Source organism: Nitratireductor aestuarii, from assembly GCF_014641695.1.
Classification (GTDB): Bacteria; Pseudomonadota; Alphaproteobacteria; order Rhizobiales; family Rhizobiaceae; genus Chelativorans; species Chelativorans aestuarii.
Genome location: NZ_BMIF01000007.1, coordinates 145,567 through 165,537, shown reverse-complemented (window position 1 = coordinate 165,537; position 19,971 = coordinate 145,567). Strand labels below are relative to the sequence as shown.

15 protein-coding genes are annotated in these 19,971 nt (G+C 60.6%); 10 read left to right on the top strand and 5 right to left on the bottom strand.

Features of this window, described 5'->3' with window-relative positions:
* Window positions 1–205 precede the first annotated feature (205 nt).
* Window positions 206–1,408 carry a pyridoxal phosphate-dependent aminotransferase gene (locus tag IEX27_RS12695; RefSeq protein WP_188721426.1) on the bottom strand — a complete coding sequence of 401 codons (1,203 nt, stop codon included), beginning with the start codon at window positions 1,406–1,408 and terminating at the stop codon, window positions 206–208.
* Window positions 1,409–1,656: 248 nt separating this feature from the next.
* Between IEX27_RS12695 and IEX27_RS12690 the strand changes: the two genes are divergently transcribed.
* Both IEX27_RS12690 and IEX27_RS12685 read left to right on the top strand, forming a co-directional pair.
* Window positions 1,657–2,547 carry an EAL domain-containing protein gene (locus tag IEX27_RS12690; RefSeq protein ID WP_188721425.1) on the top strand — a complete coding sequence of 297 codons (891 nt, stop codon included), beginning with the start codon at window positions 1,657–1,659 and terminating at the stop codon, window positions 2,545–2,547.
* A 79-nt stretch (window positions 2,548–2,626) separates the two neighbouring features.
* Window positions 2,627–3,265 (top strand): glutathione S-transferase family protein, encoded by a 639-nt coding sequence (locus IEX27_RS12685; protein ID WP_188721424.1) that lies wholly within the window; start codon window positions 2,627–2,629, stop codon window positions 3,263–3,265.
* Here the strand turns inward: IEX27_RS12685 and IEX27_RS12680 are convergent.
* Entirely contained in the window at window positions 3,262–3,495 is a 234-nt protein-coding gene (locus IEX27_RS12680; protein WP_188721423.1) for a hypothetical protein, read from the bottom strand. The genes IEX27_RS12685 and IEX27_RS12680 overlap by 4 nt on opposite strands.
* Before the next feature lie 298 nt (window positions 3,496–3,793).
* Here IEX27_RS12680 and IEX27_RS12675 point away from each other — a divergent pair, with 298 nt between their 5' ends.
* The 3 genes from IEX27_RS12675 (at window position 3,794) to IEX27_RS12665 (ending at window position 10,161) form a co-directional block, all read left to right on the top strand.
* Window positions 3,794–4,708, top strand: a complete 915-nt coding sequence (locus IEX27_RS12675) for a transglycosylase SLT domain-containing protein (protein ID WP_308642616.1) — start codon at window positions 3,794–3,796, stop codon at window positions 4,706–4,708.
* A 196-nt stretch (window positions 4,709–4,904) separates the two neighbouring features.
* Entirely contained in the window at window positions 4,905–8,405 is a 3,501-nt protein-coding gene (gene carB, locus IEX27_RS12670) for a carbamoyl-phosphate synthase large subunit (protein WP_188721422.1), read from the top strand.
* 295 nt (window positions 8,406–8,700) lie between these two features.
* Window positions 8,701–10,161: an ArnT family glycosyltransferase gene (locus tag IEX27_RS12665; protein ID WP_188721421.1), complete on the top strand. Its 1,461-nt coding sequence runs from the start codon at window positions 8,701–8,703 to the stop codon at window positions 10,159–10,161.
* On the opposite strand, the gene IEX27_RS12660 is transcribed toward IEX27_RS12665, so the two are convergent.
* Both IEX27_RS12660 and IEX27_RS12655 read right to left on the bottom strand, forming a co-directional pair.
* Window positions 10,143–10,946: an ABC transporter permease gene (locus tag IEX27_RS12660; protein WP_188721420.1), complete on the bottom strand. Its 804-nt coding sequence runs from the start codon at window positions 10,944–10,946 to the stop codon at window positions 10,143–10,145. The genes IEX27_RS12665 and IEX27_RS12660 overlap by 19 nt on opposite strands.
* Window positions 10,943–11,953, bottom strand: coding sequence for an ATP-binding cassette domain-containing protein (locus IEX27_RS12655; RefSeq protein WP_188721419.1), 1,011 nt, complete (start codon window positions 11,951–11,953; stop codon window positions 10,943–10,945). Before IEX27_RS12655 ends, IEX27_RS12660 begins: the two co-directional genes overlap by 4 nt.
* 238 nt (window positions 11,954–12,191) lie before the next feature.
* On the opposite strand from IEX27_RS12655, the gene ypfJ reads away from it, so the two are divergent.
* Together ypfJ and IEX27_RS12645 are read left to right on the top strand one after the other, a co-directional pair.
* Window positions 12,192–13,079, top strand: a complete 888-nt coding sequence (gene ypfJ, locus IEX27_RS12650; RefSeq protein ID WP_188721418.1) for a KPN_02809 family neutral zinc metallopeptidase — start codon at window positions 12,192–12,194, stop codon at window positions 13,077–13,079.
* A 30-nt stretch (window positions 13,080–13,109) separates the two neighbouring features.
* Window positions 13,110–13,598 carry a DUF2937 family protein gene (locus tag IEX27_RS12645; RefSeq protein ID WP_244630356.1) on the top strand — a complete coding sequence of 163 codons (489 nt, stop codon included), beginning with the start codon at window positions 13,110–13,112 and terminating at the stop codon, window positions 13,596–13,598.
* A 15-nt stretch (window positions 13,599–13,613) separates the two neighbouring features.
* Here IEX27_RS12645 and carA read toward each other — a convergent pair whose 3' ends face one another.
* Window positions 13,614–14,813, bottom strand: a complete 1,200-nt coding sequence (gene carA / locus IEX27_RS12640) for a glutamine-hydrolyzing carbamoyl-phosphate synthase small subunit (RefSeq protein WP_188721416.1) — start codon at window positions 14,811–14,813, stop codon at window positions 13,614–13,616.
* A 286-nt stretch (window positions 14,814–15,099) separates the two neighbouring features.
* On the opposite strand from carA, the gene IEX27_RS12635 reads away from it, so the two are divergent.
* From IEX27_RS12635 to rpoD, 3 genes are all read left to right on the top strand, one after another.
* Window positions 15,100–15,549 carry a GatB/YqeY domain-containing protein gene (locus tag IEX27_RS12635; protein ID WP_188721545.1) on the top strand — a complete coding sequence of 150 codons (450 nt, stop codon included), beginning with the start codon at window positions 15,100–15,102 and terminating at the stop codon, window positions 15,547–15,549.
* A 165-nt stretch (window positions 15,550–15,714) separates the two neighbouring features.
* On the top strand, window positions 15,715–17,661 hold the full coding sequence (dnaG, locus tag IEX27_RS12630; RefSeq protein WP_188721544.1) for a DNA primase: 1,947 nt from the start codon (window positions 15,715–15,717) through the stop codon (window positions 17,659–17,661).
* Window positions 17,662–17,951: 290 nt separating this feature from the next.
* Window positions 17,952–19,958 carry an RNA polymerase sigma factor RpoD gene (rpoD, locus tag IEX27_RS12625; protein ID WP_188721415.1) on the top strand — a complete coding sequence of 669 codons (2,007 nt, stop codon included), beginning with the start codon at window positions 17,952–17,954 and terminating at the stop codon, window positions 19,956–19,958.
* Window positions 19,959–19,971 lie beyond the last annotated feature (13 nt).

Here is a 19,971-nt window from a genome sequence, read left to right as displayed (position 1 = left end):
ACGACCTCCTCTCCAGCGTTAGCCGAGCGGCGGCCGGCCCCTTCAGCCGTCGCACATTCCGAGGGTGCTTCTGTGGCACATCCTTGCAGTTATCGTCCCATGACGGGCGAAAGAGAGCAAGCGGGAAAAGGAAGAGCTTCCGAGAGGCAAAGAAAAAGCCGCCGCGGGATCGCTCCCGGGCGGCTCGTTTCTGAATTTGCGAAGATTAGCGCAGTGACGCAGCGAAGCGCTGGATACGCTTGCAGGCCTCTTCCAGCAGCTCTTCCGACGTGGCGTAGGAGATGCGGAAGTTCGGTCCAAGGCCGAAGGCGGAACCGTGAACGACGGCAACCTGCTCGCTCAGGAGAAGTTCGGTCACGAAGTCTTCGTCGGTCTCGATAACCTTGCCGCTCTCCGTCTTCTTGCCGATCAGGCCAGCGCAGGACGGGTAGACGTAGAACGCGCCTTCCGGCGTCGGGCAGTTGATGCCGGTAGCCTGGTTCAGCATGGAGACAACCAGGTCGCGGCGCGACTGGAAGATCGCCTTGTTCTTGGCCACAAAGTCCTGCGGTCCATTGAGCGCCTCGACGGCAGCCCACTGGGAAACGGAGCTGGTGCCCGAGGTCTGCTGGCTCTGGATCTTGTCCATGGCCTTGATCAGCTCGATCGGACCAGCAGCATAGCCGATGCGCCAGCCGGTCATTGCGTAGGCCTTGGACACACCGTTCATGGTGAGCGTGCGGTCGATAAGCTTCGGCTCCACCTCGGCGATCGTGCGGTACTGGAAGTCACCGTAGATCAGGTGCTCGTACATGTCGTCGGTCAGAACCCAGACCTGCGGATGCTTCAGCAGCACGTCGGCGATCACCTTGAGCTCGTCGCCCGTGTAGGCAGCGCCTGAGGGGTTCGACGGCGAGTTCAGGATCAGCCACTTGGTCTTCGGCGTGATCGCAGCTTCGAGCGCCTCAGCCTTCAGCTTGAAGTTGTCTTCGAGCGTCGTCTGGGCGAACACCGGGGTACCACCGCAGAGCGCGACCATTTCCGGGTAGCTCACCCAGTACGGCGAGGGGATGACGACTTCATCGCCCGGGTTCAGCGTCGCCATCAGCGCGTTGAACAGGATGTGCTTGCCGCCGGTGCCGACGATCGTCTGCGTCCAGTCGTAGTCGAGGTTGTTCTCGCGCTTGAACTTGGCGGCGATGGCTTCGCGCAGCGGCTTGATGCCCGAGACAGGCGTGTACTTTGTCTCACCCCGGCGGATTGCGGCGATCGCTGCTTCCTTGACGTTGTCAGGCGTATCGAAATCCGGCTCGCCCATCTCCAGGCCGATCACTTTCAGACCCTGTGCTTCCAGCTCGCGTTTTTTCTGGGAAACGGCGATGGTGGCAGAAGGCTTCACACGTGAGAGGGCATCGGCAAGGAAAGCCATGATAAGGAGCTCCATAGGGATTGTTACGCTCGCCGCGAAATGTGCCTGCTCGCGGACGACGCCTTAATGTATGATCATGGGCAAAACCGCAAGTGTCTGTTAAGAGGTCAATGCATTAACGCAGGGTCAATTGTTCGGTGGCATAGTGGAATGATTGAAATTAAGACCGATCTGACCATGAAGCCCTACTCATTCTTTTTCGGCATTTTCAGCTGCTCGGAGTTTTCGCGATTGGCGTGGTGCTGACGATGGCATCTGGCAGGCTCCTTCCCGACGATATTCTGAATGCAATCCACGTGGACGAGGTCGGTCTTGAGACGGGCCTCTACGGGGATTTCCGGCTGCGTACGATCTATCATCCGATCTTCCTGCGCGAGGGCAGGGAGGCGGCTGTGCCGTGGGGCGTTGAGGGGCGTGTCCAGGCAATGCTTGGCAGCAAGCCATTCCCGGACGAGGCTTTTCGCGCCAGCACGGACACCGACGACGAACCCATGGTTGCCGCGCTGCGCGGTCTCCTGCCGATGCGCAACTATCTGAACCTCGGCATCGATGGCCTGGCGATGCTCGTAAGCTTCGAGTCGCCGGTCTACCGGAGAACCGAGACGGCGGTGGCCTGCATGGATGCGCTCGTCCAGGCGATTGCCGATGTCTGGGTCGAGCCTTCGCTGGTCTACTTTGCGGTTGGCAACGAGGTGACGGAGGACATCTTCACCAGTATCGCGCTGGAACTGAAGTTCCGTGGACTCCAGACTGCTCTGAGCGACTTCGGCACCGAGCAGGCCTCGCTTTCTCGGCTGGAGACGCTGGGGCCGAAAGTGGTGAAGCTGGAAAGCAGCATGTTCGCGCGGCTCGCCGGCGTGCCCATTGCGGTGCGCCTGATGACATCGATCGTCGAGCGCCTGCAGCGGGACGGGCGGCAGGTTCTGATCACCGGCATCGAGACGGCGGACCAGCTCCGCGTCGCGGTGGACATGGGCGCGAACCTGCTTGAAGGAAGCCTGCTGCGCGCGGCTCGCCAGGCGGGTGTCGTGATGGACATGTCGCCTGTCAATCTCGCAGCGCTCCTGTCAGGCAGCGAGAACGTCGTACGCTTCATCTCGACGGCGCGCGGCCAGCGTGACATGCCTCAACAGCGCTGATCAATCGCATCAGATTTACTCATTGGCTGCCTGGGCCCGCGTAACTTATCCTCCGCAATGATAGCGGAGGGATGAGCCAGTGAAACTCTACAGCATGATCGACAGCGGCAACTCCTATAAGGTGCGGTTGCTGCTTGCAAAACTGGTCCTTCCCTATGAGCACATCGCCACAAGCTCACGCGATGGCTCGACCAGGACCCCTGAATTTCTGGCCAGGAACCCGATCGGCAAGGTGCCGCTGCTTGAACTGGACGACGGCCGGTTTCTGGCAGAGTCCAATGCGATCCTGCTCTATCTGGCCGACGGATCGCCCTTTATACCCGAGGATCGCTACGACCGGGCGAAGCTCTACCAGTGGCTGTTCTTTGAACAATACAGCCACGAGCCGAATGTCGCGGTTCGCCGTGCGCTGAAGACCTATCCTGAGCGGGCAGAGCAGGCCACGCCCGAGCGTTTGGCCCAGACCCTTGCCGGCGGCAATCACGCGCTCAGCGTCATGGAACAGCAGCTGAAGAAGACGCCGTTCCTGGTTGGCCATGCGCTGACCGCCGCCGACATCTCGCTCTATGCCTATACGCACGATGCGGAGGTGGGCGGGTTCAACCTGGGCGATTATCCGGCGGTCACTGCCTGGCTCGAGCGCGTTGCCGCTGAGCCTCGTCATGTGCCGATGCGTGACCCTCGGATACTGGCTGCGGATCGCGTCAGGATAAGCTAGGCTGACTGCTGCAGCAGCGCGTCCATAGAGGCCGCGTGATCCCGCTCTGCCTGCGCCGTCGCGCGCAGGATCGAGTTCAGCTCGTCCATGTCGACATAGAAAGCGCGGACGAGATGAGTCGGGATGAGGTCCTCATCGATTCCGGCTGCCATTAACTTCTGCACTGCGGAGGCAAGCTGCTCGCGCTCGGTTAGGCGTAGCTTGAGACTGTCCGTACGGCTGTAGCCCATCGTCTCTATCCGTTTCACATACAGTAAAATCAGTGATTTAGCTCGCGTCCCGTGGTCTTCTCGGGTGCAGGATGACTATAGTTAAAGATGGTTAGCAGAAAGTGAATTCAAGAATGGGGCGAACATCTGCCATAAATTGGCGTTGCCACGTTAAGGGGCGAGTTGATTTGCCTGTTACAGAGAGCACCCTGCCGCGCACCATTTTGTGCGGGCTTGCAGGGAAAACTTTGAACAGGTTAAAAACCGATTCACCCGGACGTATTTCGCCGGGCAGGGGAAACGATTTGGGAGCTACGGTTTGACGCCTCGTACATTCTATTGCCGCGCCGCTGTGATTTCGCTTGTAAGTGCATTTCTAGGTGCGTGCAGTAGTACGACGGGTGGTCTTGATGTGATCGCGACCGATCTTCCCGTGAAGGAAAGCGCTTCCACACCTTCCCAAACCGCTGCAGCCACACCGGGCAACAAGTCTGCCAAGGCGCGCAAGCCTGAGGCTGCCAAGACCGAGGCTACCAAGGTCGCTGAGACTGACGCAGCTGCACCACAGGCAAACCTGGTGGTTGCTCAGGCTGATGTGGCGAAGTCCGGTGAGGGAAATCGGGCTGTCGCTGAGGCGGTTGCCGAAGCTGCCGCCAATGATCGCGTAGCTGCCGCGGTGGATGCAGCAGAAACGTCCCAGCAGGTTGCCGTCGCTTCGCTCGATGCATCCGTGACATCCGCTCTCCCCACGCCGCGCCCCAGCCTTGCCGTCCAGGCTTCGGAAGTGCCGGTGAACGCCTTTGCCGAGCAGAAGAACACCGCTCCGCTTGCTACTGTTGCACTTGAGCCTGCGCCGAGCGGCAAGGCTGTCGCTGCCAACAGCCCTGAGCTTCATGCGCTGATCTCCCGCTATGCGGCACACTACCAGGTTCCGGAATCGCTCGTTCGCCGCGTCGTGAAGCGCGAGAGCAATTTCGATCCGACCGCCCGCAACAAGATCTACTGGGGCCTGATGCAGATCCGGCACGATACCGCCCGCACCATGGGCTATACCGGCGCTCCGCACGGCCTGCTCGATGCTGAAACCAACCTGAAATACGCGGTAAAGTACCTTCGCGGCGCCTACCTGACGGCCGGCGGCAATGAGGATCAGGCGGTTCGCTTCTATTCCCGTGGCTATTACTATGATGCCAAGCGCAAGGGTCTGCTGCAGGTTACCGGCCTGCGTCCCTGAGGTGTTGCGCCCTTGGGGCCTTCACATATGTTTGGTTATCCAACAAAAAGCGGCATTACACCGCTATTTTCGGGGTTCCTAACGGAACCTCCATTGCCTATAAGGCTCGCTTAGCCCCCATACGAATTCGCTCCCGGCGGCTCCTCCCTTTTTCGGTGAGGTGTTTTCGCCTGAGCCACTAACGGACGCTAAAGAAATGCCCAAACGTACCGACCTTAAGTCGATCCTGATAATCGGGGCCGGCCCCATCGTCATCGGCCAGGCCTGCGAGTTCGACTACTCCGGCACCCAGGCCGTAAAGGCGCTGAAGGAAGAGGGCTACCGCGTCATCCTTGTCAATTCCAATCCGGCCACCATCATGACCGATCCGGAATTGGCCGATGCGACCTACATCGAGCCGATCACGCCGGAAGTCGTTGCCAAGATCATCGCCAAGGAGCGCCCGGACGCGATTCTGCCCACCATGGGTGGCCAGACCGCGCTCAACACCGCTCTCTCGCTGCGTCGCATGGGTGTGCTGGAGCGTTATAACGTCGAGATGATCGGCGCCAACGCCGAGGCCATCGACATGGCTGAAGACCGCGCCCTGTTCCGCGAGGCCATGGCTCGCATCGGCCTTGAGACGCCGCGCTCCGTCTTGGCGAATGCTACGGAAGTGAAGGAAGCGGATCGCCGGAAGCACGACGCCGAGCGTGAGGAGCTGCGTAGCAAGCTGAGCGGCGCGGAACTCGACGCCGCACTTGATGCATTGGAAGCTGAGTGGCAGCGCGGCGAGGGGGATCGCAAGCAGCGCTACATGGCACATGCATTGGCATTGGCTGCACAGGGCATCGAGCACGTCGGCCTGCCGGCCATCATCCGTCCGTCCTTTACGCTTGGCGGCACCGGTGGCGGCATCGCCTACAACCGCTCCGAGTTCTTCGAGATCGTCGAGCGTGGACTCGACGCATCGCCCACCACCGAAGTGCTCATCGAAGAATCGGTGCTAGGCTGGAAGGAATACGAGATGGAAGTGGTCCGCGACCGCGCGGACAACTGCATCATCATCTGCTCGATCGAGAACCTCGATCCGATGGGCGTTCACACGGGCGACTCGATCACCGTTGCACCCGCGCTTACCCTCACCGACAAGGAGTACCAGATCATGCGTAACGCATCGATCGCGGTGCTGCGCGAGATCGGTGTGGAGACCGGCGGATCGAACGTTCAGTTTGCTGTGAACCCGGCTGACGGCCGCCTGGTCGTCATCGAGATGAACCCGCGCGTGTCGCGTTCGTCGGCGCTTGCTTCCAAGGCAACGGGCTTTCCGATCGCCCGCGTGGCGGCCAAGCTCGCCATCGGCTACACGCTCGACGAGCTTGAGAACGAGATTACCGGTGGCGCAACGCCGGCTTCCTTCGAGCCGTCGATCGACTATGTCGTCACCAAGATCCCGCGCTTTGCGTTCGAGAAGTTCCCGGGCACCGACAACACGCTGACGACCGCCATGAAGTCGGTCGGCGAGGTGATGGCAATCGGCCGTACCTTTGCTGAATCGCTTCAGAAGGCGCTGCGCGGACTTGAGACCGGCCTGAACGGCCTCGATGACATCGAGATCCCGGGCTACGACGCTGCTGGCGACGCTTCCGAGAACAAGAACGCGATCCGCGCCGCCCTCGGCACGCCGACGCCGAACCGTCTGCGCATGGTCGCGCAGGCGCTCCGCCTTGGCGTTTCGCAGGAAGAGGTCCACTCGATGTGCCACATCGACCCGTGGTTCCTCGAGCAGATCGCCGGCATCATCGAGATGGAAAAGCGCATTCGTGACAATGGCCTGCCGCAGGACGCCTACAACCTGCGCATGCTGAAGGGCATGGGCTTCTCGGATCAGCGCCTTGCTTCGCTCACCGGTGCCGACGCTCACAGCGTCCGCAAGCTGCGTGAGAAGCTGGACGTTCACCCGGTCTACAAGCGCATCGACACCTGCGCTGCCGAGTTCGCTTCGCCCACAGCCTACATGTACTCGACCTACGAGACGCCCTTTGCTGGCCAGCTGGCAGACGAAGCACACGTTTCGGATCGCAAGAAGGTCGTCATCCTCGGCGGTGGCCCGAACCGTATCGGCCAGGGCATCGAGTTCGACTACTGCTGCTGCCATGCTGCCTTCGCGCTGGCCGAAGCTGGTTATGAATCCATCATGATCAACTGCAACCCGGAAACCGTGTCGACCGACTACGACACCTCCGACCGGTTGTACTTCGAGCCGCTGACCGAAGAGGACGTGCTGGAAATCCTGCGCGCCGAGAAGGCCAAGGGCGAGCTCGTCGGCGTGATCGTGCAGTTCGGTGGCCAGACCCCGCTGAAGCTTGCCGACGCGCTGGAGCGTGAGGGCATTCCGATCCTCGGCACCTCGCCGGACGCAATCGACCTTGCCGAAGACCGTGACCGCTTCCAGAAGCTTCTCATCAAGCTTGGCCTCAAACAGCCGAAGAACGGTATCGCCTACTCGGTCGAGCAGGCTCGCGTCGTTGCGGCCGAACTCGGCTTCCCGCTGGTCGTGCGTCCGTCCTACGTTCTGGGTGGCCGCGCCATGCAGATCATCCATGACGATGCCCGCCTGCAGAGCTACCTGCTCGACACGGTGCCGGGCCTGGTTCCCGAAGAGATCCGCCAGAAGTACCCGGCCGACAAGACCGGCCAGATCAACACGCTGCTCTCGAAGAACCCGCTTCTGTTCGACACCTACCTGTCCGAAGCGATCGAGCTCGATGTGGACTGCCTGTCGGACGGCAACGAGTCCTATGTCTGCGGCATCATGGAGCACATCGAGGAAGCTGGTATCCACTCCGGCGACTCTGCCTGCTCGCTTCCGGAACATTCTCTGCCCCGCGAAATCATCGCTGAGGTCGAGCGTCAGACGAAGGCGCTGGCGAAGGCCCTCAACGTTGGCGGCCTGATGAACGTGCAGTACGCCGTCAAGGACGGTGAGATCTACGTGCTGGAGGTCAACCCACGCGCCTCCCGTACGGTGCCCTTCGTGGCGAAGACCATCGGACGCCCGATCGCCAAGATTGCGGCCCGCGTCATGGCAGGCGAGAGCCTGCAGGAAACGTTTGGCACCTATGGCCAGCTGCCTGACATCAGCAAACTCGGCCACATTGCGGTCAAGGAAGCCGTGTTCCCGTTCGCCCGCTTCCCGGGCGTCGACACGCTGCTTGGACCTGAGATGAAGTCGACCGGCGAGGTCATGGGTCTGGACCACGACTACGCTCTGGCCTTTGCGAAGGCGCAGCTCGGCGCTGGTGTGGACCTGCCGCTCTCGGGCGCGCTGTTCGTCGCCGTTCGCGATGAGGACAAGCCGCGCGTTCTGCCGGCCGTCCGCAAGCTCGCTGAGCTTGGCTTCAAGGTCATGGCAACGAGCGGTACCGCGCGCTTCCTGCGTGAGAATGGCGTTGAGGCCGAGAAGGTCAACAAGGTGCTGGAAGGCCGTCCGCATATCGAGGACGCCATCCGCAACCGTCAGGTTCAGATCGTGTTCAACACGACGGACGGCCAGAAGGCGGTTTCGGACTCCAAGTCCTTGCGCCGTGCAACGCTGATGCAGAAGGTGCCGTACTACACGACGATGGCCGGCTGCGATGCAGTTGTTCAGGCAATCGCCGCGTTGAAGGCCGGTAACCTCGAGGTTCGTCCGTTGCAGAGCTACTTCGTGAAATAGTAGTTCCAGGCAAAGTGGGACCCGGTTCTCCGTCGGGAACTGCGACCGGACAATGATCTGGTAGCTTGAGATAAAAAGCTGGTTGGATGCCTTAGAAACGGGCGGTGGTGCGAAAGCACCGCCGCCCGTTTTTTTCTATACTTGATTATTCTGTAGAGTTTGCAATAAATAGCGCTGTTAATGCATGTGCATTTAACAAGCGTTCTTATTAATTAATATGATTACTTGATATCATAATATAACTTGGGGATGCAGAACTGAATAACGTCGGTTCTGCGGATTTGGGCTGGATAAGATGAAGCTCTTTTCTGCGCAGCATCAGGCTGCGCGTACTCTCGTCTTGTTGATCATTCTTCTGGTGCTTGCGCGGTTGGTTTCCATGGCGGTTTTGCCGCTCATGGACACCACTGAAGCCCGCTATGCCGAGATAGCCAGAAAGATGGTCGTTCTTGGCGACTGGATAACCCCCTGGGCAGACGACAATTTACCCTTCTGGGGTAAACCACCGCTCTCGTTCTGGCTGACCGCGGCAACCTTGTTTTCTTTCGGAGTATCGGAGTTTTCCGCGCGAATTCCACATTTTCTCTGCGCCCTGTTTATCGGCTTCCTGGTATGGGATATGGCCCTGCGCCAGGAGGGAAGGCGGACGGCAGTGCTCGCTATTTCAGTACTGGCGGGCTCGGCCCTCTTCCTCGTCTCCTCAGGTGCCGTGATGACTGACATGGCGCTCGTGCTAGGTACAACAGCTGCCCTTTATGGTTTCTGGACGGGCATCCACGGTTCCACGAGCAGCGCGCGAAGCAATGGCAGCCTGATCTTCTTCGTTGGCCTCGCCATAGGGCTGCTCGCCAAGGGACCGCTCGTGCTGGTGCTTGCAGGCCTGCCGATCAGCCTCTGGATACTGCTGGAACGACGTTGGAAAACCGTGCTGACTGGCATCCCCTGGATCTCAGGTATCCTGTTGGTCGCGGTTCTCGTGCTTCCCTGGTATTGGTTTGCCGAACAGAAGACGCCGGGCTTCCTCGATTATTTCCTCATCGGCGAGCACTTCAAACGCTTTGTGGAGCCGGGCTGGACGGGTGACCTTTATGGCCGCGCCCACAATTTCCCCCTTGGTACAATCTGGCTGTTTGCCCTCATCGCATTCTTGCCGTGGCCGTTTACCTTCCTCGTCGTCAAATGGGAATCGCGCGGTAAACAGGTCGAGGCGAGGGATCGCTCCTGGGTGCGCTATACGCTGCTCTGGGCGTTGATGCCGCTCGTCTTCTTCACCGCCTCGCGTAATATCATCTGGACCTATGCGCTGCCGTCATTGCCGGCTGCAAGCCTGTTCATGGGCGGATGGCTTGCCGCACGGTCGCGCCGGGCAGAGCTTTGGGTGGCGGGCGGACTTGCGATCATGTTCGCTCTGACGGTGGGGGCAGGGGCGGGCGCCATGTTTTTCCCGCATCTTCTGGATGGGGCAACAGCCAAGGCGGTTTCCGTCGCTTATCTCGGACGGCGGCAGTCAGGCGAAACCCTGTACTTCCTGCAAAGCAGGCCCTTTTCGGCGAGCTTCTATAGTGAAAACGCCGCGCGTCAGCTGAGACCGGAAGAACTGGAATCCGCCCTGTCTGGAAAGAGTGGGTTCATCGCTTATCCGAAGAATGCTCAGCCACCGAAGCTTCCTTCCGGCGTGGTCGAGGAACCTGCCGGTGACTACGGCAGGTTCCGTTTGCTGCGCGTACACCGCATTGATCAGTTGCCGCGCCGGTAGAGCCACAGCGTGACCGGCGAAAGAACGAGCGTCAGAACCAAGGGCGCCGCCAGCGCAAGCAGCACGTCGGGCATCGTGGCCGTGCCGTTCATCAGGCCGCGGATGGCGGTTGCCATGTGGGTGACCGGATTGCGCACCACGAAGGCTTCAAGCCACCCCGGCATGGTCTCCGGCCGCACCATGATGTTCGATGCGAAGGTGAGCGGCATGATGAGAGTGAAGCCGAAGGTCATCACCGTCATGGGCGAGCGGATGAGAAGGCCCAGAACGAGGAAGATCCAGCCCACACCAAATCCGATGGTGAACAGCAGGAGAAATGCACCGGCAACACCGACAGTCCCGCCTTCCGGACGGTAGCCGAGAATGAGGCCGATGGTGAGAATGATGAGCCCGGCAATGAAGTGGCGCAGTACATCACCCACCATCAGGCCCGCAAAGGGTGCCAGCGACCAGATCGGCAGCGACCGGAACCGTTCGAACAGGCCCTTGGAAAGGTCAGTCGACAGCCCCATTCCCGAGTAGACGGAGTTGAACACCACCGTCTGCACCAGGATGCCGGGCAGCAGGAACTGCAGATATCCGCCCGGCGAACCAGCCAGAGCACCGCCGAACACGAATGTGAACAGCAGCGTGAACATGATTGGCGTCATTACCAGGTCAAACATCTGCTCCGGTACATGGCGGAACTTCAGGATTGCACGCCACCCGAACACGAGCGCATTGGAAAACGCCGAAGGCTGGGGCGGGCGGGCGACCTTGATCGTATTGGCGGTGATCTCGCTCATTGTGCAGCCTCCCTCGTGCTGTCTGGATCTGCATTTCCGGTCAACGCGAAGAAGACCTCGTCGAGGCTGGGCGAACCCATGGAGAAGTCCGTGAGCTCGATTCCTGCGTCGATCAGCGCCGTCAGCGCTTCGTTGGCATCGTGCGGGGATGCGGCGATGACGGAAAGCTGTCCGCCTTCCGCATTGCGGTGGACGTTGTTGCCGAGCCTCTGCTCGAGCAGGGCGGCTGCCTTTTCGAGATCGAGCGGATTGGCCGGAGCGACATGGAGATAGCCGGACCCGATCTGGGCCTTGAGCTCGCGACTGGTGCCTTCCGCAATCTTCCGACCCTTGTCGATAACAGCGATACGGGCTGCCAGCTGATCCGCCTCGTCCAGATATTGCGTGGTGAGCAGGATCGTGACACCGGCGGCCGCCAACTCGCGGATCATGCGCCACACGCCCTGACGGGCGGTTGGATCAAGTCCGGTGGTCGGCTCATCAAGGAACAGGACGCCGGGCGTGACGACCAGCGAGGCGGCGATGTCGAGCCTGCGCCGCATGCCGCCGGAATAGGATTTCACCTGCTTCTTCGCCGCGTCGGAAAGGTCGAAGGCAGCGAGTAGCTCATCTGCCCGGTCCTTGGCCGCACGACCTTTGAAGCCCCAGAGCCGCGCAAGCATGATGAGATTGTCGCGTCCGGTAAGGTCCTCATCCAGCGATGCGAATTGCCCGGTGAGCGCGATTTCGCTGCGCACCCCTTGGGGATCCGTGGCGAGGTCGTGCCCCATCAGGTTTGCTATCCCGGCGTCCGCCTTGGTGAGTGTCGCCAGCGTGCGGATCAGGGTGGTCTTGCCGGCACCGTTCGGCCCCAGCACGGCGAAGATCATGCCGCGTGGCACGTCGAGATCGATGCCGTCGAGCGCCTTCACCGCGCCGAAATGCTTGACGAGACCGCGCGCGGTTATGGCGAACGGAAACGCTGCTGACTCGGAAACAAAGCTACTCGCAGGTGCTGTCCTGTTCATGGCCACCTCGTGTGTTTGCAGTGCCTGAAAGACGGATCTGTCGCCCCATCCCCGACAGCGGCTGGTCTGCATATATCAATTTTGCGTCATTTTGAAGCAGGATGCTCGGCAGGATGATTGGCTCCTGCCACAAGGTGACAGAAGAGGATGAACCATTTCGGTCAATGACATTGCTGGGAACTTCAACTAGCCTATCTGGTTAACATGAGCCCCATTTCCATAAACTGCGAGGAACTTCATGCGTTGGAGAGGCCGTCGGGAAAGCAGCAACGTTAGCGACCAGCGGGGGCGCGGGGGAGGCATTCCCGGCATGAACCGGGGCATCCCAGTTCGTCTACCGATAGGTCGCGGCGGTGGCGGAATCTCCACCATCATCATAATTGCGGTGCTTTTCATCGGCGCGCGCGCGCTGGGTATCGACCCTATGGAGATCCTCACGGGTTCTCCAACCACGACCACCACCAGCCGGACGGAACGCACGGCCGCCAATGACGAGGCCATGCAGTTCGTAAGCGTTGTGCTGGCGGAGACGGAGGACGTCTGGAACGGCGTCTTCCAGGCTGCTGGCGTCCAGTACCAGGAGCCGCGCATGGTGGTCTTCTCCGGTCAGGTCCAGTCAGCCTGCGGCTTTGCATCCGCTGCGAGCGGCCCGTTCTATTGCCCCGGCGACAAGCAGGTCTACATCGACCTCGACTTCTTCGATGAACTTGCCAACCGCTTCGGCGCTTCCGGCGACTTCGCCCAGGCCTATGTCATCGCCCATGAAGTTGGCCACCATGTTCAGAACCTCACGGGCGTGCTCCCGAAATTCAACCAGGCGCGCCAGCGCATGAACCAGGCGGATGCCAACGCCATGTCGGTGCGCGTCGAGCTTCAGGCCGACTGCTATGCAGGCGTCTGGGCCAACCATACGGACCAGAAGGGTCTGCTAGAAGCGGGTGACCTTGATGAGGCACTGAATGCCGCTTTCCAGATCGGCGACGACACGCTGCAGAAGCGTTCGCAGGGCTATGTCGTGCCGGAAAGCTTTAATCATGGCACGTCTGCACAGCGCAAACGCTGGTTCCTGAAAGGCTACCAGTCCGGTGACGAAGATAGCTGCGATACCTTCAGCGGCGACATCTGATCGCAGATGAGGCCGGGGCGTATACTGACATTGCTGACCGTTTGCGCCGGTGCGGTGCTGGCCTCGCAGGCGCCTGAGTTTGCGCAGCAGTACCGCCAGCGGCTTGGCGGTGCGATTGAAGAGCTCGCGGTCGTCATCGCCGACTTTGACGCGGATGCCACACGCAACAACCTGAACCGCGAGCAGGCGCTCGACGTTCACCGTCGCGCGCAGGAGCCGTTCCTGAAAGATCGCGGCGTCTCGATGGAAACGGCGATCCGGCGTCTCGACCGCCTGTCACTTCAGGCGAAGGAGTTCGAGACGCTGCCGCCGCTACTGAGGCCGGTGGCTATTGCTTATGGTCCGGATCAACGCCTGCTCGACGGCACTCTGCGCGATTTTGAGCCCGCCGTTCCCGTCACGCCTCATGGTGCGGTCTGGACCGGGGCAGGGGCGTTGCTGGCCTATCTGATTGCCAAGCTGTTCGGGCTGCCGTTCAGACGAAAAAGGCGGGCAAATGCCCGCCATCTCGTTCGATAAAACTGGTCTCAGGAACTACTCGGCGAGAGCCGGTTCGCCCTTGCGCTCACGGATGAGGTTGATGAAGCGCCGGAACAGGTAGTGCGAGTCCTGCGGACCGGGCGAAGCTTCCGGGTGATGCTGCACCGAGAACACCGGCTTGCCAACAACCGTCAAGCCGCAGTTCGAACCGTCGAAGAGCGACACGTGGGTTTCCTTCACGCCTTCCGGCAGCGACTTGGCGTCCACCGCGAAGCCGTGGTTCATGGACACGATCTCCACCTTGCCGGTGGTGAAATCCTTGACCGGATGGTTCGCGCCGCGATGGCCCTGGTCCATCTTCAGCGTCTTGCCGCCGAGGGCGATGCCAAGCAGCTGGTGGCCGAGGCAGATGCCGAAGAGCGGGATGTCGGCCTTCAGAACGTCCTTGATCATCGGCACGGCGTATTCGCCGGTGGCAGCCGGGTCGCCAGGACCGTTGGACAGGAACACGCCGTCGGGGTTGAGCGCCAGAATGTCTTCAGCGGTGGAGGTGGCCGGAACGACAGTCACCTTCGCGCCGAGACCGGCGAGCAGTCGCAGGATGTTGCGCTTCACACCGTAGTCGACGGCAACAACGTGATACGGCTGTTCGGTAGCTTCGCCATGACCTTCGTTCCAGACCCAAGGCGTCTCGCTCCAGACCATGGACTGGCCGGAGGTGACTTCCTTGGCGAGGTCGAGACCGAGAAGGCCGCTCCACTCGCGAGCCTGCTTCTTCAGGTCTTCGATATCGAACTTGCCGTCCGGCGAATGGGCGATCACGGCGTTCGGCGCACCCTTTTCACGGATGAGCACGGTGAGCGCGCGAGTGTCGATGCCGGACAGGGCAACGACGCCACGGCGCTTCAGCCAGGCGTCGAGGTGCTCTGCTGCGCGGTAGTTCGAAGGTTCCGTCACATCTGCGCGGAAGATCGCGCCAACGGCACCTGCTCGGGCCGCCGGGTGCAGATCCTCGATATCTTCCTCATTTGCGCCGACATTGCCGATATGCGGGAAGGTGAAGGTGACAATCTGCCCGCTGTAGGAGGGGTCAGTCAGGATTTCTTCATAGCCGGTCAGCGCTGTGTTGAAGCACACTTCACCGACGGCGCTTCCCGTGGCGCCAAGCCCCGTACCCTCGATGACCGTCCCATCTGCCAGCACAAGAAGAGCCGTGACCTTGGGAGCGATCCAAGGGCCGCTTGCAGTTGTCATATAAAATCTCCATCTTACAGAGGCAGCCGTAACGATCAGGTGCGGTGTCTACCATGATTCACGTGCGCGTAAAGGTAGCGCGGCCCGCAACCAGCCAGCGTTTCTGTTAGTTAATATGCTTGCAGGTGGCGGACAATAGTTGAGACAGCACGCGTGGTCAATTGACGCGGTGCACAACCGGCATGAATTGACGCGTTGATCAATCCACTCTGTTTAACGGCAGCATCTATCGAATTTGCCAATTCCGGATTATGTGTCCGTTCCGCTTTGGAGAACTGAAATGCAAATCCGCGAGAAAATCGCTCAGGCACTGGTGAGTGCACTCAAGAACCAGGACAAGCGCCGGACGTCGACGCTTCGGCTCATCCAGGCTGCCATCAAGGACCGGGACATCGCGCATCGCGGCGCGGGCAAGGACCCGGTAAACGACGAGGACATCCTCGAAATACTGACGCGCATGGTGAAGCAGCGCAACGAATCGGCGCGCATCTACCAGGAGAATGCTCGGGCGGAGCTGGCCGAAGAGGAACTGCAGGAAATTGCCATCATCATGGAGTTCCTGCCCAAGCCGCTGGACGAGCAGGACATGCGTCAGGCATGCGCCGAGGTCGTCAAGGAAGTAGGTGCCGAAGGCCTGCGCGACATGGGCAAGTGCATGAACGCGCTCAAGGAAAAGTTCCCGGGCCGCATGGACTTCAGCAAGGCTAGCGGTGTGGTCCGCGATCTTCTGCGCTGACGCCCGGCAGGTGCCGGAAATACGCCGCACCTCCTTTTCCACAAGCTGTGAACAACGGGAATAGCGGGTAGAATATAGCCCGCTTCCCACCGCTCTTGTGACTCGCGTGCATCTTTAGGTGAGCGGCGTTTGCTTTAGGGTGTGGTTCGTGAGAAAGCCTTGACCATGCGCTTTTCCCAAAGTTTCCTCGATGAAATCCGTGACCGGGTGCCCATCTCCCAGGTGGTTGGCACAAGGGTTTCGTTTGACAAGCGCAAGACCAATGCCGCCCGTGGCGACTACTGGGCCTGCTGCCCCTTCCACGGCGAAAAATCGCCGAGCTTCCACTGCGAAGACCGCAAGGGCCGCTACCATTGCTTTGGCTGCGGCGTTTCCGGTGACCATTTCCGCTTTCTTGCGGAACTCGATGGGATTGCTTTCCCTGAGGCTGTCGAAATCGTGGCCGAGATGGCGGGCATTTCCATGCCTGCGCGCGACCCCGAGGCCGAGCGCAAGGAACAGGCCCGCGCAAGCCTCACCGACGTCATGGAAATGGCCGCGCGCTTCTTCCAGAACTGCCTGCAGGAGGCTGTAGGGGCGGAGGCGAGGGCGTACCTGCGCGGGCGCGGGATTACGTCGGTCACCCAGCAGACGTTCCGCATCGGCTTTGCGCCGGATTCACGCAACGCACTTAGAGAGCATCTGGCCTCCAAGGGCGTGACGCTGGAGCAGATGGATGCCTGCGGCCTGATCTACACGGGTCCGGATATCCCGGTGGCGTTCGACCGTTTCCGCGGTCGCATCATGTTCCCGATCGAGGATACCCGTGGCCGCGTGATCGCCTTTGGCGGCCGCGCCATGTCGTCTGACGTTCCGGCCAAGTACCTGAACTCGCCCGATACCGAGCTCTTCCACAAGGGCAACGTGCTCTACAACCTTGGCCGTGCACGCAAGAACGCCAAGGACGCAGGCCTGATCGTCGTCGAAGGCTATATGGACGTCATCGCCCTGGCTCAGGCTGGCATCGACACGGCAGTCGCCCCGCTTGGAACGGCCCTCACTGAAAACCAGCTGGAACTGCTCTGGCGCGTCTCGCAGGAGCCGATCCTCTGCTTCGATGGTGATAATGCGGGCCTGCGTGCTGCCTGGCGTGCGGCCGATCTTGTGCTTCCTTCCGTTCAGCCCGGGCGGACCGTCCGCTTCGCGCTGCTTCCGGACGGCAAGGACCCGGACGACATCGTAAAGGAGGGCGGACGTCAGCCCTTCGATGCGATCATGTCTCAGGCGCTCCCGCTCGCCGATCTCATCTGGATGCGCGAAACCTCCGGTTCCTCCTATGACACGCCGGAGCGCCGCGCCGAGCTTGAGGAGCGGCTGCGCAACCTCACCAACCAGATCAAGGACGAGAACGTCCGCCGCCACTATGCGCAGGAAATGCGCGACCGGATGCAGAGCTTTTTCGGCTCGCCCAAGCCGCAGGGTCGGAATGCCGAGCGGGGAGGCCAGTTCGGTGGCGGTCGCGGTGGCGGTCGTCACGGCGCGCGTCCGGGGGCAGCATCGGGACGAATGCCCGTTTCGCAGAGTCTTGCGCGTTCCTCGCTGGTGAGGGCGAGCGCAGGTGCCGCGATGCCGCTGCGTGAGGCAACCATCGTCGTGACGCTCGTCAACCACCCTATGTTGATCGAGGAGCATTTTGACGCGGTGGAGCCGCTGGAGTTAACCAGCAATGATCTGGTGTTGCTGAGGCGCATCATTCTGGACCAGTTCGCCTTCGATCCGGCCCTCACGCGCGAAAAACTGATCGGCGCTATTGAAGAAGCTGGGCTCGGCACTATCTGGGCTGATGCGGAATTGCGGGTTAAGGCCGCATACATGTGGCCCGCGTTGCAAAATGCCGCGCTTGAAGATGCGCGAGAGGCGTTCACGCAGCTGCTGCACTTGCATAGACGCGTTCGCTCTCTACATAGAGAGCTGAGAGCAGCAGAGGCTGAAATGGCCGTGGCCGAGGTCTGGACCGAAGAGGATGCCCGCCACCTGGCAGAAATTCAGGCTGAACTGCATAATATCGACGCCACCAACGCCCTGATCGATGGCTTTGGTATAGCGTCTGGGCGTGTTTCCGGGCGGTCGTAGCTAAGTGCAATGCGGCAGATTGATTCGCTTTTTTGTACCGAATCATGTCAGAGCAGCTTGACCTTGGTCGCGAATGAAGGAATCAAGTTTGATTCGAACGCTGTCGGAGCGCTGCTCGCTCGAAAATGTAGAAGAAACCCATATCACAAGACATGGACGGTTCGAAACTTCGCATTAGATGACAAGGTTAATCGTGCGTTTACGGGACCGCGGTAGAGGCTACACATGCGCGACTCGGCTGCGCGCATCCAGTGAGACTGTCCGGCTCGGCCGGTAGGAGATTACAAGGCATGGCGACAAAGGAAAAGGAAGAGGTCGAGACCGAGCGCGAGGATAGCCCGCTGCTGGACCTTTCTGATGACGCAGTCAAGAAAATGATCAAGGTCGCCAAGAAGCGCGGCTATGTGACCATGGATGAGCTCAACGCAGTTCTTCCATCCGGTGAAGTGTCTTCCGAGCAGATCGAGGACACGATGGCCATGTTGTCTGACATGGGCATCAACGTTGTCGAAGATGAAGAGGCCGGCGAAGACGCTGACTCCTCTGACGACGACGAGACGGGCACCGAGCTTGCTGACGCCACCGGAACCGCCGTTGCCGTTACGCAGAAGAAGGAACCGACCGATCGTACGGACGATCCGGTCCGCATGTACCTGCGCGAAATGGGTTCCGTCGAGCTTCTGTCGCGCGAAGGCGAAATCGCCATCGCCAAGCGCATTGAGGCTGGTCGCGAGACGATGATCGCCGGGCTTTGCGAAAGCCCGCTGACCTTCCAGGCTCTGATCATCTGGCGCGACGAGCTCAACGAAGGCAAGATCCTGCTGCGCGAGATCATCGATCTCGAAGCTACCTATGCAGGTCCGGAAGCCCGCCAGGCTCCGATGATCACCCGTCCTGAAGAGGACGAGAAGCCGGCTGCGCCTGAGAAGTCGGGCCGCGCCCGCCGTTCCGATGACGACGACGTCACCAACGTCGGCGGCGAAATGCGTGAGGAAGAAGAAGAGGAAGACGAGGACGAGGCAAACCTGTCGCTCGCAGCCATGGAAGCTGAGCTCAAGCCCAGCGTCATGGAGACCCTCGACTTCATCGCCGAGACCTACGCCAAGCTGCGCAAGTTCCAGGATCAGCAGGTCGAGAGCCGTCTTGCCGATGGCGACAACGACCTGTCGACCGCCCAGCAGTTCCGCGCCAAGCAGCTCAAGGACGAGCTGATCAAGTCCGTGAAGTCGCTGTCGCTCAACAATCAGCGTATCGAAACGCTGGTCGAGCAGCTCTACGACATCAACAAGCGCCTTGTTCAGAACGAAGGCAAGCTGCTGCGTCTGGCTGACAAGCACGGCGTTCGCCGTGAGGATTTCCTGCGCGCCTATCAGGGCTCCGAGCTTCACCCGAACTGGGCCAAGATGGTATCCGAGCTGCCGGAGCGCGGCTGGAAGCAGTTTGTCGAGCGTGAACTCCGCGCGATCGAGGACCTGCGGGCCGAGATCCAGAACCTCGCCCAGGAAACTGGTATCTCGATCGGCGAGTTCCGCCGCATCGTGAATCAGGTCCAGAAGGGCGAGCGCGAGGCTGCGATCGCGAAGAAGGAGATGGTGGAAGCCAACCTCCGCCTCGTCATCTCGATCGCCAAGAAGTACACGAACCGTGGCCTGCAGTTCCTCGATCTTATCCAGGAAGGCAATATCGGCCTGATGAAGGCAGTCGACAAGTTCGAGTACCGTCGCGGTTACAAGTTCTCGACCTACGCGACCTGGTGGATTCGTCAGGCTATCACCCGTTCGATCGCTGATCAGGCCCGCACCATCCGTATTCCGGTGCACATGATAGAGACGATCAACAAGATCGTCCGCACGTCGCGCCAGATGCTGCACGAGATCGGCCGCGAGCCGACCCCGGAAGAGCTGGCAGAGAAGCTGGCTATGCCGCTCGAAAAGGTCCGCAAGGTCCTGAAGATCGCCAAGGAGCCGATCTCCCTCGAAACGCCTGTGGGCGACGAGGAAGATTCACATCTCGGCGATTTCATCGAGGACAAGATGGCGATCCTGCCGATCGACGCTGCGATCCAGGCGAACCTGCGCGAGACCACCACGCGCGTTCTGGCTTCGCTGACGCCGCGTGAAGAGCGTGTGCTGCGCATGCGCTTCGGCATCGGCATGAACACCGACCACACCCTTGAGGAAGTGGGTCAGCAGTTCTCGGTGACGCGCGAACGTATCCGCCAGATCGAGGCGAAGGCGCTGCGCAAGCTGAAGCACCCGAGCCGCAGCCGCAAGCTGCGCTCGTTCCTGGACAGCTAAGCGGTCCATAAAA